The following is a 13527-nucleotide window of genomic DNA, read 5'->3' as shown; positions in this document are numbered from 1 at the left end:
GAAGCATGCGATTCCCCGAGGACGTCCCGGTTCTGACCGATGGCGTGGTGACCCTTCGTGCACACACGACGGACGACATCGAGTGCGTCTACGACATGTGCCAGGACCCGGACATGCAGCACTGGACCACCATCCCGGTGCCGTACGACCGCCAGAACGCGGAGTCCTTCGTAACCCAGATCGTCCCGATGGGCTGGCGCGACGGTGGCTCCTGGGCCTGGGCGATCGAGTACGACGGTCGCTTCAGCGGCACCGTCGATCTGCACGACGGGCAGGGCAAGGTCGGCGAGATCGGGTTCTCGGTCGCGCCCTGGGCCCGGGGCGCCGGGGTGATGACCCGCGCGGTGAAGCTCGTACTGCGGTACGCGTTCGACGTCTTCGGCTGGAACCGGGTGATCTGGCGGGCGTTCACCGGTAACTGGGCCTCGCGCCGGGTCGCGTGGAAGTGCGGGTTCCGTGGCGTGGTCGTCGTACCCGAGGGCGGACTGGCCCGCGACGTCCGGCGGGACGAGTGGATCGCCACGGTCGGGAAGGACGACGACCTAGAGCCGCAGGGCAACTGGTGGTCCGTGCCGGAGCTCGAGGACGGCGGGATCCGGTTGCGCGCGTTCCAGCCGGCGGATGCGCCACGGATCGCGGAGGCGTGCAACGACGAACGGACGCAGTACTGGCTGGCCGGCATGCCGTCGCCGTACCAGCTGAGCGACGCCGAGGGGTTCATGCGAACCCGGCAGGACAACCTCGCGAACGGCGAAGGGGTGTCGTGGGCGATCGCCGATGCGGCGTCCGATCAGCTGCTCGGCTGCGTGAGTGCCTTCGATCTCAACAACAGGATCGACAAGACCGTCGGCGAGATCGGCTACTGGCTGCACCCCGAGGCGCGCGGCCGCAAGGTGATGTCGACCGCGGTCGGGCTGGTCATCGGCCACGCCTTCCGGCCGGTCGCCGAGGGCGGTCTGGGCCGGCGCCGGCTGACGATCTTCGCTGCCGAGGGCAACACCGCGTCGGCGCACGTTGCCGAGGTCAACGGCTTCACCCGGGTGAGCACCGAGCGGCTGGCCTCGCCCCGGCGCGATGGTGAGTACCTGGATCTCCTCGGCTACGACCTGCTCGCCACCGACCCGCGCCCGTGACCCGCCGGCCCCCTGGAATTTGGTCCGGGCGCCGGGGTGGGTGGGGTTGCGGACGGGGCTGCCGGAGCGGTAGTGGTGACCGCCCGAAAGCGACGGAATACGGCCAGTTGGTGTCAAGCGACACAAGTTCCCCTCGCCGTGGCGGGTTCTGACTGCTTGAATCGACGGGTGAGAGATCGTGAGGAACTCGTCCGCCGCTGGCAGGCCGGGTGGTCCGTCTCGCGGGGCTGGACCACGGTGGAGGACGACAACGACGGCATCCTGGTCGTCCGTGCGGGTGAGGAGAACCGCGCCACGGAGTACGTCGTACTGGATGCCGATGACAAACCGGAACGGGTCGAGCGTGCCGCCGAGCTCGCATCAGCCGGAGGCGGTGGCCGTGGCGCCGGCTGGATCGCGCTGGCCACCGACGACAAAGAGGCCCGGATCGAGCAGCTGGAGGATCTCGGCCTCGAGGTCCAGCAGGACCAGGACTGGCTGATGACGATTCAGCTGTCGGAGCAGCCTGCCCTGAAACTGCACGAGCGCTATGCCCTGCACACCGAGCTCGAGTCCGACCTGATCATCACCCGGGCCACACTGCACGGCGGGGTGGTGTCGAGCGGCCGGATGGCCGTGGTCGGTGAGGACGCGGTCGCGGACCGGATCGAGACCGACCCGGCCCACCGGCGGCGTGGCCTCGGCAGTGCCGTGATGGCCTCGCTGGTCGAGACGGCCGCGGCCCAGGGCGCCAAGCGCGGCATCCTGATCGCCTCGATCGACGGCCTGCGCCTTTACCGAAGTCTGGGCTGGAAGGTCATCGCAGACATCGTCATCGCCCGATCGCGCTGAAGGGCGCGTTTCAAACGGCTGAGATAGTCAAAGGTTCGTGAAGTGCGGTCCCGTGCGGGAGTGGGCAAGCGCTGACCTGGGCAAGGCTGCTCACCATGACGAACCACAAACGGTCACTTGGCAGAGGAGTGGCCGGACCTCTCATCGCCTCGTTGTCCGCATTGGTCCTCCTGGTGGGCATCAGCTGGTTCGTCCTGTATGACACCGGTGACCGCAAGCCCACCGGCCAGGCGAACCCGGTGACCTCGGTCACCACGGCGTCCGACGACGCCCCGCTCACGACCCCGGTGACCCCGATCCGGCCGACCAGTCCGTCCGTCACACCTCGTCGTACGACGCCGACCCCGACGCCGACCCGATCGAAGACGAAGAGCCCGACGCCGACGCCGACCCGATCGAGTACGGAGCCCAGCCGTGACGGGACCCGGACCCCGAAGCCGTCGCCGCGGCCGACCCGCACCACGACGTCGAAGCCGCCGACCACCAAGCCGGGCGGCGGGTCGGGAACCGCCGAGGCACAGGTGCTTGCCCTCACCAACCAAGAGCGGGCCAAGGCCGGCTGCGGGGCGCTGCGGACGAACAGCGCGCTGACGAACGCGGCCGAGGCGCACGCCGCGGACATGGTCGACAAGCACTACTTCGCGCACGACAGCCAGGACGGCCGCAGCCCGTTCGACCGGATGAAGGCGGCCGGGTTCAAGGGCGGTGCGATGGCCGAGAACATCGCCGTCGGCTACTCCAGTGCCGCGGCCGTCGTGAGGGGCTGGATGAACAGCCCGGGCCACCGCCAGAACATCCTCAACTGCAGCTACACGATGATCGGGATCGGCTACGACTCCGGCCAGGTGAAGCCCGAATGGGGCAACGGCAGCTGGGTGCAGGACTTCGGCGGCTGAGGCCGCGTCGTTAATCGTTTCCCGGAGAACCTTCGGGGAACGTTAAGAGCCGTCGCGAACCTGTAACGGTGACCTTACCCATCGGTTAAGGTCACTGTTCGGTGACCAGGGGGGACCTGGCAGCAACCACGGGAAACGACGAAGCACTCGGTACGACGAAAACGAAGAGGATTCGCCCACCCATGACGGATTCGCCTACCCCCCGGCGACACCGCGGAAGTCGACGTGCTCCCCGGAGGAGCCGTGGCCTGATCGGCCCGATCGTCAGCGCGCTGTCCGTACTGCTCGCCATCGGCCCGGTGCTCTGGCTGATGTCTCGCGACCACTCGACGGTCGAGGACGCCACCAAGGTGCTCAACGTTTCCGAGGACACCGGCCAGGACTCCGGCCCATCCGAGGTCGAGGGCACGACTGCCGGCGTACCCGGTGTCACCGTGACCAAGACGCTGCCGAACGGCGTGACCACACCCGTCGTCGGTACGCCGGTTCTCGGGTCAGCGGCCACCTCCGTCTCCACGTCGCCGGGCACCCCGGTCACCAGCGGCACGCCCACGAACAGCCTCACCACGCCGACGGCTCCGACTGTCGGCGTGACGACCGTGACGATGCGGCCTTCGACGCAGCGGACCCCGGATGCGCCGAGGACCAAGTCGCGGCCGTCGAGCAGTACGCCGACGAAGACGCGGACGACCGAGCCGACGCCGAGGGACACCGAGCAGCCGCCGGCAAGTGGTGGTGGAACCAGCTCGCAGGAGCGCCAGGTGCTCGACTACACCAACCAGATCCGTCAGCAGCAGGGCTGCGGCCCGCTCCGGCTGGACAGCAGCCTGGTCGCGGCCGCCGGCAGGCACGCGTCGGACATGGTCCGCCGGCACTACCTGGACCACACGAACCCCGACGGACAGGACCCCGGCGATCGGATGGCGGCCGCCGGGTACCGCGGATCGAGCTGGGGCGAGAACATCGCGGCCGGCTACGACAGCGCACAGAAGGTGGTCGCGGCCTGGATGCAGAGCGACGGCCACCGCAAGAACATCCTGAACTGCCGGTTCACCTCGATCGGCATCGGATACGACTCGGGGCAGGTCAGGTCCGACTGGGGACCGGGCAGCTGGGTCCAGGACTTCGGTCGCAGCTGAGGCCGGGTTGTCATTGTGTCGAACACACCGAGTGTGGCGGAGATGTTGTCTCACGGCCACAATGTCCGGCCGGTTCACGGCCGGTCACTGCGGGTAGATCCGTCCTTGTCATGTCGCCGGCCCGTCCTGGGGGGCTCCGGTGAGACGACTGATGAGGCACGTCTTGGGGGCGAGACAGTGAAGGGAACAACGAAATAATGTCCGACTCCGGCAACAGCCGGTACAAGCCACGCAGGAAGGCGACCCGCGCCGCCACGCGCTCGTCGCGGGCCGGCAACCGGTCCACACCTCCGGCTGACACCACGCCAGCGCCCCCGCCCGAACCACCCCGGTACGCACCGCGCGGTAGCGACGAGTCCCCGTTCTGGGCGACCGCGCAGTCCGCGGGTGCCGCCAATGAATCCCCGTTCTGGGCCGACGCCCAGTCCCGTCCGGCCACTCCGCAGTACGCACCGCGGCCGGCTATGCCCAGCTACAGCCCGCCGGACGCGGACTCCTCAGGCCTGGGCTCCCGCCCGGCCGGCTCCCCCTCCTGGGTATCCCAATCCATCGCCGGCACCGACCCGACACCTGCTCCCAGCCCGGCCCGCCGAGCAGCCGGTCGCCGAAGCCGAGGAACCACAGACGCGCCGCCCGCCACCGAGACCCGCCCCTCGGGCCTCGGCGACACCGCGGGCGCGTGGTCGGCGCGGCGCGCCAGTACGGCGGACTCACAGTCGGCCGGCGCGGCCGATGACTGGGCTTTGCTGGGTGGGTCGACTGCTGGTGCGGTCGGCGCCGAGTCGGCGTACGGCTCGACAACTGCGCCGGCAAGTGGCACGACTGCCGACGGTCTGACTGCGAGCGGCTCCACCGGGTCGGTCGGGATCGGCTCGGCCGCCTCCGCGAGCGCGATGGACTCCACCGGGACGATCGGCTCCTCGAGTGCGGCCCGCTCCAACGGCGCGGCCGGTGGACGTGGTGGATCTTCTGGAGGTCCGGGGCGTGGCGGGTCCGGGGCCGGCGGGCGTGGTTCGTCCGGTCCGGGGCGTGGCGGGTCTCGGGCGGCAGCTCGGTCTGCGGCAGCTGGGAAGGCCGCGCGGACCCGGCGGACCGTGATCGGGATCGCGTCCGTACTGCTGGTGATCACCCCGATCTCGTGGATCCTGCTGCACCAGCCGCAGAACGACCCGGCGGATGCCTCCGTCCCGATCGTCACGCGGACCGACGACACCTACATCACCCCGACCACGAAGCCGGTGGTCGCTCCCCCGAGCTCGCGCGTGAGCACCCCGCCCACGGTGCCTCCGACGGCGACCCCCACCCAGACCCCGACGGCCACCCCCACCGACACCCCGTCGACCAGCACCAGCCCGACGGACGGCCCGACCGGTACCCCCACCAAAGATCGGGCGACCACGACGCCGACAACGGCCCCGACGTCCCCGGGCCGCACGGTCTCGACGACCCAGCCCCGCCCGACGACCACTGCGCCGCCTCCGCCGGTTGACGGACAGATGACGGGCGACGAGAAGCAGTTGTTCAACCTGATCGACAACGCCCGCGTCAACAGCGGATGCGCACCGCTCAAGCAGGACCCCAACCTCACCGGCGGTGCACGCGAGGAGGCCGGCGACCGGGCGGCGTCCGGCAAGAGCCTCAACAAGAGCTCGGGGTCGGAGACCGGCGCCGGCGGTGACAACATGTCCGCGCAACAGGCGTTCGACCAGATGATGAGCAGCAACAGGAGCACGGTCCTCAACTGCGGTCTGACGACGCTGGGTGTGGGCGCCCAAGGATCGCCGTACGACAGCGGCATCCTGTGCCCGCTGATCTGCTCCAGCAAGACCCGGGTCGCGTGGGTGGCGGATTTCTCGTAGGACCTGCTGGGGGTTGGTGCGACCATGGGGAGACTGCTCATGGTCGCACCAACCTGCGGGAGGCTGGATGTTCGGCGAACGCGATGATCTGGAACCGGCCCGGCCCGCGCATTTCGGGATTCCGCCGGACGCGCTGCCGGACGAGCGCCCGGATCCGCGCCCCGAGGAGGCCCGGCGGATGGGGCTGAGCCGGCACACCGAGGAAGGCGCCGTGCTCTACTTCGCGTCCTCCCTCAGCCGGGACAAGCCCCGGCACCGGATGATCGCCTGGATCCTCTTGATCACCTTCGCCGCACCGGCCTTCTACATGCTTCTCCTGGTGCTATAGAGCACCGAACTCCTGCCGATGCCGCTGCGGCGTCGTCCCCAGCACCGCATGGAAGTGATGCCGTAGCGCCGCGCTGCTGCCGAAGCCGCTCTCACCCGCGACCCGCTCGATCGGATGATCGGTCGTCTCCAGCAAGAGCCGAGCCCGGTCCAGCCGCTGGCGCAGCAGCCAGGCCTGCCCCGAGCTTCCGGTCCGGGCGCGGAACTGCCGCGTGAACGTACGCCGTGACATCGCGACCGCAGTCGCCCATTCGTCCAGTGACACGGGCTGATCGAGCCGCGCGCGAGCCCACACCATCGCCTTCTCGATCACGTCGTCGCTGGGATCCGGTGGCACCGGCACCGGGATGTACTGCGCCTGCGAACCACTGCGATGCGGAGCGACCACGATGTCCCGGGCCAGCCGCTCGGCCACCTCGACGCCATGATGCGTGCGCACCAGATGCAGGCAGCAGTCGAGTGACGCCGCCGTCCCCGCGGACGTGATGAGATCACCGAGATCCGACCAGAGCACATCCGCCCGTACGGTCAGCTCCGGATGCCGCGCCTGCAACTGCTCCGCCCAGCGCCAATGCGTCACCACCTCCCGCCCGTCCGCGATCCCACTCGCCGCGACCAGGAACGCACCGACGCACAACCCGACCACGGTCGCTCCCCGCGCGTGCGCCCGCCGGATCGCATCGATCAGTACGGCGGACGCCTCGCGACCCGGATCCCAGCTCGGCAGCACCACCACGTCGGCCTCGTCCATCACGTCGAGCCCGCGGTCGACCGTGACGCCGAAGCCGGCATTCGTCCGCAGTGATCCCGGTTGCTCGGCACAGACGAGTACGTCGTACCGGCTCGGCGCGACGTGCCGATCGCCGAGGACCAGGCAGGGCACGGACAGGTGGAACGGGCTGATCGCGTCGTAGGCGAGGACGGCGACTGTACGCATGGGAACAGTATGGCCCGATCTTCAGGAACTGTGGCTCTCGGGCCAATGGTGGATCCGCGGGGCGGAGCCGAGGATCGTGGACATGAAGATCACGCACATCGGCGGCCCGACCGCCGTCCTCAGTCTCGGTGGCCTGACGTTCCTGACGGACCCGGCGTTCGACGAGCCCCGGGACTACCAACTGCCCGGCCGGGTGATGACCAAGCTGATCGGCCCGGCGATCCCGGCCGCGGAGCTCGGTCCGATCGACGTCGTCCTGCTCTCGCACGACGAGCACAAGGACAACCTGGACGATGCCGGCCGCGCCCTGCTGCCGTCGGTACCGACCGTGTTGTCGACTCCAGGAGCGGCCACCCGGATTCCCGGCGTACGAGGCCTGGCGAACTGGGAGACGATCGAACTGCCGCGTCCGGACGGCGGTGTGATCAGGGTGACCGGCGTACCCGCACTGCACGGCCCTGAGGGCGCGGAGGCGGTCCTGGGTGTGGTCACCGGATTCGTGCTGAGCGGCGAGGGGCTGCCGACCGTGTACGTCTCCGGCGACAACGCGTCGGTCGACGTGGTCAAGCAGGTCGCCGATCGTTTCGGGCCGATCGACGTGGCGGTACTGTTCGCGGGTGGCGCGCGTACGGCCCTCCTCGACGGCGCGGCGCTCACGCTCACCTCCGACGCCGCGGTCGAGGCCGCCCACCTCCTCGGTTCCGCGACCATCGTGCCCGTCCACACCGAAGGCTGGGCCCACTTCACCGAAGGCCCGGATCAGTTCGTGAAGGCGTTCGCCGACGCCGGTCTGGCGGACCGCGTCAGGCTGCTCGAGCACGGGGTCGCGACGAGTGTTGGTTGAGCACTTGACGAGCACGGATCGTGACGGCCAACGTGTGCGACCGCCGGGGGGGCGTGTGCGGTCCACCGCAGGAAGCTACCGGCGGTCGGGCGCCGGATCGGTTCCGGCCGGGATCCATTCGTGGACCGCGATCTCATCGCCGACCGAAATGGTGCCCTCGGCAAGCACCGCGGCCTTCATCCCGAAGCTGACCCCGCCGCCGTAGTCGGGCTGCCGCCGGTACGACGCCAGCGTCCGGGTCGGCTCGGGACCACACTTCTCACCGGTCGCCTGGTCCACGGTCGGGACCGCGCACCGGATCGAACGCGCCGAGTACCCGATCCCGACCGAACCTGCGGACATCCGCAGCACCTTGTCCTCGGTGTGCGGCTCGGACCAGCCGGCCACGACGATGTTCGGCCGGAAGCGGTTGATCGGGATGGCGTCACCGCCACGCTCGACGATCCGCTCGTTCAGTCCGTCCAGCGAGGACAGGGACGCGATCATGAGCGCATGCGCATCGCCGAACCCGGTCTGACCCCGGTGCACACCCCAGCCGGGCCGATCGTGCTCGGGGGTCACCCGGACCAGCGCGGCCGGCTTGCCGAGGCGGTCGGTGAACCACTCGTCGGCGACCGGGTCCTGGACAACGCCCTGGCCGAACCACTTCCCGAACAGGCTGACGTCGCGCCGCTTGCCGTCGTACTGGATCGGGATCTCGAGATCCGGGGCGCCGGGACCGGACAGCCGGAGCGCCTCGCCGGCGATCTCGGCGCGCAGTGACGCCATCGCGGGCAGGCTGCGCTGACTGAGGAACGTGCCGTCCGGCTCGACGAGCATGAAGCACCGGTCGTCGCGCAGGCCGGCCGGTCCGACCTCGGCCCGGTCGACGGACACGCCGGACAGGCCCTTCACCGGGTAATAGGTCAGAGCGGCAACCCTCGCGGCAGACATGGCCCAATCGTAACTTGACCCTTGTCACTTGATCTGTTTGATCATGTTGAGTTATGTTCGATCACGTGCAGGATGTAGAGGCCCTGGCCGCCGCGTTACAGCGAGTACGACGGCATTCCGGCCTGACGTATCGCGAACTGGCCGGACAGGCGCACTACTCGCACGCCCATCTGGTGCGCGCGGCGAGCGGCAACCAGCTGCCGACCTGGGAGGTCACCGCCGCCTTCGTGACCGGGTGCGGAGTGGCCGCCGACCTCCTGCCGGTCTGGCGGCGGCACTGGGAGTCCGCGAGCCGCGACCCCCAGGACATCGTCGAACTGCTGCAGACCACCGAGACCCTGGAAGACCTGGGCAGCGCGCTGTCCGCACTCGCCCGCCCGCGGTCGCTGCGGGCGTTGGAGCAGCTCACCGGCATCCCCCGGGCCACCATCCAGGCGTGGTTCCAGGGCACTCGGCTGGCCCGACGGGATCGCCTCGACCACCTCGTCCACGCGGTCGGCGCGACACGCACCGAGCGAGCGGCGGTCGCGCAAGCGCTCGACCGGCTCAGCTCCGGAAGGTGCCGGGCGGCGCGGGCGGCGTGACGAAACCCTCGGCGTCGGTGAGCGGCGCCGCCTTCCCGGCCAGGTCAGCCAGCGGCATCACGTCGTACGGCGGCTGAGCCCGACGGCCGGCCGCGGTGAGATCGGGGACGGGCCGGCGTGACGCGACCAGGATGACATTGCCGAATCCCTTGCCCCGCAGGACTTTCCGCTCCGCGAGTACGACGCCGTCGCCGATCACGGTCCGCACGGTCGCCGCCGTACGGCGGATGAACGGCAGGCCGGCGGATCCGTCGATCAGGTTCGCCACCAGTACGCCGGTCGGCCGGAGGACGCGCGCGCACTCGGTGAAGAACTCGGTGGTCACCAGGTTCGCCGGGACGGCCTCGTTCTCGAACGCGTCCAGGATCATCAGGTCCATCGAGTCGTCGTACAGCTCGGTGATCCCGGCCCGGCCGGTGACGCCGCGCACCTTGATCCCGGAGCGCTTCGGCAGCGGGAGCGCCTCACGGACGAACTCGGTCAGGTCCTCGTCCGGTTCGAGGACGATCTGCCGGGAGCGGGGGCGCGTCGTGGCGACGTACCGCGGCAGGCTGAGCGCCGCGCCGCCCACGTGCACGACGGCGAGCGGCTGACGTCGCGGCGCGAAGGCGTCCACGACGTCACCGATCCGGCGCATGTACTCGAAGGCCAGGTGGGTGGGATCCGCAAGATCGACCTGTGACTGCAGGGACCCGTCGACCCGCAGCACGAAGGTGCCATCAGCCGCCGCCTCGACACTCGCGGTCCCGGTCTCGACCTTGCGTTCCACCCACCCATCCTTTCAGCTAGCGCGCCTCCCGCTCCTCCGCGACCGCGATGTCGGTGTTGTCGGTGAACAGCCCGTCGATCCCGGCCTTGCGGTACGCCGCGATCTCGCCGAACAGATTGCCCGAGTCGGTCTGCACCGCGGAGCTGTCGAAGTCGGCCGGGAGAAAGGAGTTCTCCACCCGGAAGGTGTACGGGTGGACGACCAGGCCGGCCCGGTGCGCGTCGGCGACCAGGCTGGTCGGCTTGCCGAGCTTGCCGGTCGCGTCGAGCGGGATCACCTGATCCTTCGAGGGACCGAGGCCGTCGGCGTACTTCGCGACCTCACGGAGCCCGGCGGCGCTCACGATGTCGGCATACGTGCGCTTGTCGCCGGACGCGACGAAGTCGTATGGCGCGCCGGCCGAGCTGGTCAGCTGGACCAGCGGGACCCGGAGCTGCTGGTGCAGGGCCTTCAGATTGGATACCTCAAAGGACTGCACGAACACCTTGGCGTCCTTACGGTTCAGGCCGTTGCGGTTCAAGACCTTGACCAGCTCGGGCTCGAGCGCCAGGCCCTGCTGCTGGAAGTAGGTCGGGTGCTTGGTCTCCGGGTAGATCCCGATCGGGCGGCCGAGTTCCTTGGAGAGGCGGCGGCTGAGGTCGATCACTTCCTGGAACGTCGGGATCTGGTAATGCCCGTCGAACACCGTGTTGTGCTGCCGGATCGCCGGGATCCGCTCCTTGGCACGCAGCGTCTTCAGCTCGGCCAGCGTGAAGTCCTCGGTGAACCAGCCGGCGACCGCGACCCCGTCGAGCAGCTTGGTCTTCTTCCGCCCGGCGAACTCGGGGTGCGCCGCGACGTCCGTCGTACCGCCGATCTCCGGCTCGTGCCGGGCGACCAGGACGCGGTCCTTGGTGGTGACCAGGTCGGGCTCGATGAAGTCGGCGCCCATCCTTACAAATCAGGAATTGGGAGAAACCCTCAGGCACCGCAGCGGCGGCCCCACGTACGCCGGATGGCCGGTCGGTGAATGATGCATCGGGATGTGAGCAATTCGGTCCGCCCCCAGCGTTGGGGTTGGGCGCGCGGCTTGCTAGCGTCCGAAGCACACAGTCAAATGAGTTCGAGGAGCGTGTCGTGAGCACTACACCGGTGAAGGTGGCCGTTACCGGGGCCGCTGGTCAGATCGGCTACAGCCTGCTGTTCCGGATCGCGAGCGGCGCACTGCTCGGGCCGGACACGCCGGTCGAGCTCCGGCTGCTGGAGATCACCCCGGCACTGAAGGCACTCGAGGGCGTCGTGATGGAGCTCGACGACTCCGCCTTCCCGACGCTGGCGGGCGTGGAGATCGGCGACGACCCGAACGTCATCTTCGACGGTGCCAACGTCGCGCTCCTGGTGGGTGCGCGGCCGCGGACCAAGGGGATGGAGCGCGGCGATCTGCTGGAGGCGAACGGCGCGATCTTCACCGTCCAGGGCAAGGCGCTGAACGAGCACGCCGCGGACGACATCCGGATCACCGTGACCGGTAACCCGGCCAACACCAACGCGCTGATCGCGAAGAGCAACGCGCCGGACATCCCGGCCGAGCGGTTCGCCGCGCTGACCCGGCTGGACCACAACCGCGCGCTCGCACAGCTGGCGAAGAAGACCGGTACGCACGTCACCGACCTGAAGAAGGTGACGATCTGGGGCAACCACTCCGCGACCCAGTACCCGGACATCTTCCACGCCGAGGTAGCGGGTAAGAACGCGGCCGAGGTCGTGAACGACCAGGACTGGCTGGAGAACGACTTCATCCCGACCGTGCAGAAGCGCGGCGCCGCGATCATCGAGGCGCGCGGCGCGTCGTCGGCGGCGTCCGCCGCGGCCGCCACCATCGACCACACCCGCGACTGGCTGCGCGGCTCGGCCGACGGCGACTGGCTCTCGATGGCGGTCGTGTCCGACGGTTCGTACGGCGTCCCCGAGGGCCTGATCTCCTCCTTCCCCGTCACCACCAAGGACGGCAACTGGGAGATCGTCCAGGGCCTGGACATCAACGACTTCTCCCGCACCCGGATCGACGCCAGCACCACCGAACTCGCCGAAGAACGCGACGCAGTAGCCGCCCTCAAACTTCTGGGCTGACCCCACCAAAACAAACCCAAAACCCCCCCCCGGGCTTCGCCCGGGGCGCGAGTTAGTTGGAGAAGCCGCACGCCGCAGCAACCATTGCGGCGCCCCTCGCGCCTCCTCGGCTCTTCTGTTACCGCGTGCCCCGGGCGGAGCCCGGGGCACGCGGGCTTTATCGGACTGGGTAGGCGTTGATCACCGTCAGGTCCGTGGTGTTGCCTGTGGCGTCTAGCAGGTGGGACTTGAGGGAGATCGTGGTGCCCTTGGGGGGTCGCGAAGCCACGGCATGAAGTTGCCTGCTCACTGCCCGTTAGGGCAGCGGCATCAGGCGGGCGGGGCGACGGCGGCGTCGGGTTGGTTCGAGCGGATCAGGGATTCGGCGATGAAGCCGCTCGCCTTGAGCTCCTCGACCACACCATGGAGGTAGGCAACGGTCTCGGAACTGCGCGTCTTGGTGGTACCGACGGCCTGCCGGATCTCCATGAATCGCTCGTCGATCAGCCGGACCCCGGGGTTCTCGGCCACGAACTGGGTGATCGGCTGCCGGACCCCGGCCGTTGCCTCCAGCCCTTCGGCCAGGAACACGTCAACACCTTCGTCACTCCGGACAACCGTTGCCTGCCGCAACTCGCGGGTCAGGTACAAGTCGTACGCCGACCCCTTCCGCACCCCGATCCGGACACCAGGAGCATCCACCTCGGCGACCGCGGTCAGCCCGGACCCGGCCGGAACGGCGAAGACGCCTTCGATCACGACGTACGGCGCGGTGAACGCGACCTCACCCGCACGCGCCGGGTCGATCGCGAGGAAGCAGATGTCGGCCTGACCGGTCGTCATCGCCTCGAAGGACTTCCGGGCCGCGTCGAAACACACCAGTTCCACCGGCACCTCGAGCCGCCGGGCCAGCTCGCGCGCGATGTCGACGGTCACCCCGGCCGGCTCCTCCGGCGTCCCCTGCGCCAGCACCGGATTCCCCAGGTTGATGGACGCCCGCAGTACGCCGGACGGCGCCAGATCCTCACGCACACTCGTCATACCGGGACCCTACGTGAGGCTCTTCCGGAAGAAGACGCGGTGCCGGTCGCCGACGGTCTCCCGGCCCCCACTTGGGCGATCGCCGTGACTGCCTCGGCATCGGACTCGGTCGCAGGTCTGATCACCACCCCAGACTAGTTTTTGCA

General features: G+C 69.4%; 14 protein-coding genes. 9 read left to right on the top strand and 5 right to left on the bottom strand.

Annotated features, from left to right (window positions below; translation table 11 throughout):
* Positions 1–5: 5 nt before the first annotated feature.
* The 6 genes from ACZ3HV_RS20695 (at position 6) to ACZ3HV_RS20670 (ending at position 6186) form a co-directional block, all read left to right on the top strand.
* Positions 6–1133: a GNAT family N-acetyltransferase gene (locus ACZ3HV_RS20695; protein WP_465686600.1), complete on the top strand. Its 1128-nt coding sequence runs from the start codon at positions 6–8 to the stop codon at positions 1131–1133.
* Positions 1134–1301: 168 nt separating this feature from the next.
* The gene (locus ACZ3HV_RS20690) at positions 1302–1964 is read left to right on the top strand and encodes a GNAT family N-acetyltransferase (protein ID WP_465686599.1); all 663 of its coding nucleotides are present in this window, start codon (positions 1302–1304) and stop codon (positions 1962–1964) included.
* A 152-nt stretch (positions 1965–2116) separates the two neighbouring features.
* Positions 2117–2860 (top strand): CAP domain-containing protein, encoded by a 744-nt coding sequence (locus ACZ3HV_RS20685; protein WP_465686598.1) that lies wholly within the window; start codon positions 2117–2119, stop codon positions 2858–2860.
* 182 nt (positions 2861–3042) lie between these two features.
* On the top strand, positions 3043–3999 hold the full coding sequence (locus ACZ3HV_RS20680; RefSeq protein ID WP_465686597.1) for a CAP domain-containing protein: 957 nt from the start codon (positions 3043–3045) through the stop codon (positions 3997–3999).
* A 197-nt stretch (positions 4000–4196) separates the two neighbouring features.
* Positions 4197–5858: a CAP domain-containing protein gene (locus ACZ3HV_RS20675; RefSeq protein WP_465686596.1), complete on the top strand. Its 1662-nt coding sequence runs from the start codon at positions 4197–4199 to the stop codon at positions 5856–5858.
* A 67-nt stretch (positions 5859–5925) separates the two neighbouring features.
* Positions 5926–6186, top strand: a complete 261-nt coding sequence (locus ACZ3HV_RS20670; protein WP_465686595.1) for a hypothetical protein — start codon at positions 5926–5928, stop codon at positions 6184–6186.
* On the opposite strand, the gene ACZ3HV_RS20665 is transcribed toward ACZ3HV_RS20670, so the two are convergent.
* Positions 6181–7122 (bottom strand): GlxA family transcriptional regulator, encoded by a 942-nt coding sequence (locus tag ACZ3HV_RS20665; protein ID WP_465686594.1) that lies wholly within the window; start codon positions 7120–7122, stop codon positions 6181–6183. The two genes, ACZ3HV_RS20670 and ACZ3HV_RS20665, sit on opposite strands and share 6 nt — an antisense overlap.
* Positions 7123–7204: 82 nt before the next feature.
* Between ACZ3HV_RS20665 and ACZ3HV_RS20660 the strand changes: the two genes are divergently transcribed.
* On the top strand, positions 7205–7966 hold the full coding sequence (locus ACZ3HV_RS20660) for an MBL fold metallo-hydrolase (protein ID WP_465686593.1): 762 nt from the start codon (positions 7205–7207) through the stop codon (positions 7964–7966).
* A 75-nt stretch (positions 7967–8041) separates the two neighbouring features.
* On the opposite strand, the gene ACZ3HV_RS20655 is transcribed toward ACZ3HV_RS20660, so the two are convergent.
* On the bottom strand, positions 8042–8899 hold the full coding sequence (locus ACZ3HV_RS20655) for an MOSC domain-containing protein (RefSeq protein ID WP_465686592.1): 858 nt from the start codon (positions 8897–8899) through the stop codon (positions 8042–8044).
* A gap of 65 nt (positions 8900–8964) precedes the next feature.
* On the opposite strand from ACZ3HV_RS20655, the gene ACZ3HV_RS20650 reads away from it, so the two are divergent.
* Complete coding sequence (locus ACZ3HV_RS20650) at positions 8965–9483, top strand: helix-turn-helix domain-containing protein (protein WP_465686591.1); 519 nt, start codon at positions 8965–8967, stop codon at positions 9481–9483.
* On the opposite strand, the gene ACZ3HV_RS20645 is transcribed toward ACZ3HV_RS20650, so the two are convergent.
* Complete coding sequence (locus ACZ3HV_RS20645; RefSeq protein WP_465686590.1) at positions 9446–10252, bottom strand: spermidine synthase; 807 nt, start codon at positions 10250–10252, stop codon at positions 9446–9448. The genes ACZ3HV_RS20650 and ACZ3HV_RS20645 overlap by 38 nt on opposite strands.
* 16 nt (positions 10253–10268) lie before the next feature.
* Positions 10269–11183 (bottom strand): glycerophosphodiester phosphodiesterase, encoded by a 915-nt coding sequence (locus tag ACZ3HV_RS20640; RefSeq protein WP_465686589.1) that lies wholly within the window; start codon positions 11181–11183, stop codon positions 10269–10271.
* A 185-nt stretch (positions 11184–11368) separates the two neighbouring features.
* Here ACZ3HV_RS20640 and ACZ3HV_RS20635 point away from each other — a divergent pair, with 185 nt between their 5' ends.
* Positions 11369–12361: a malate dehydrogenase gene (locus tag ACZ3HV_RS20635; RefSeq protein ID WP_465686588.1), complete on the top strand. Its 993-nt coding sequence runs from the start codon at positions 11369–11371 to the stop codon at positions 12359–12361.
* Between the two features lie 309 nt (positions 12362–12670).
* Here ACZ3HV_RS20635 and ACZ3HV_RS20630 read toward each other — a convergent pair whose 3' ends face one another.
* Positions 12671–13381 carry a transporter substrate-binding domain-containing protein gene (locus ACZ3HV_RS20630; RefSeq protein WP_465686587.1) on the bottom strand — a complete coding sequence of 237 codons (711 nt, stop codon included), beginning with the start codon at positions 13379–13381 and terminating at the stop codon, positions 12671–12673.
* Positions 13382–13527: the final 146 nt, after the last annotated feature.

The sequence above is a fragment of the Kribbella sp. NPDC020701 genome (genome assembly GCF_055562215.1).
The sequence above is the reverse complement of the archived record's forward strand: the minus strand, read 5'-3'. Positions and strand labels throughout refer to the sequence as shown.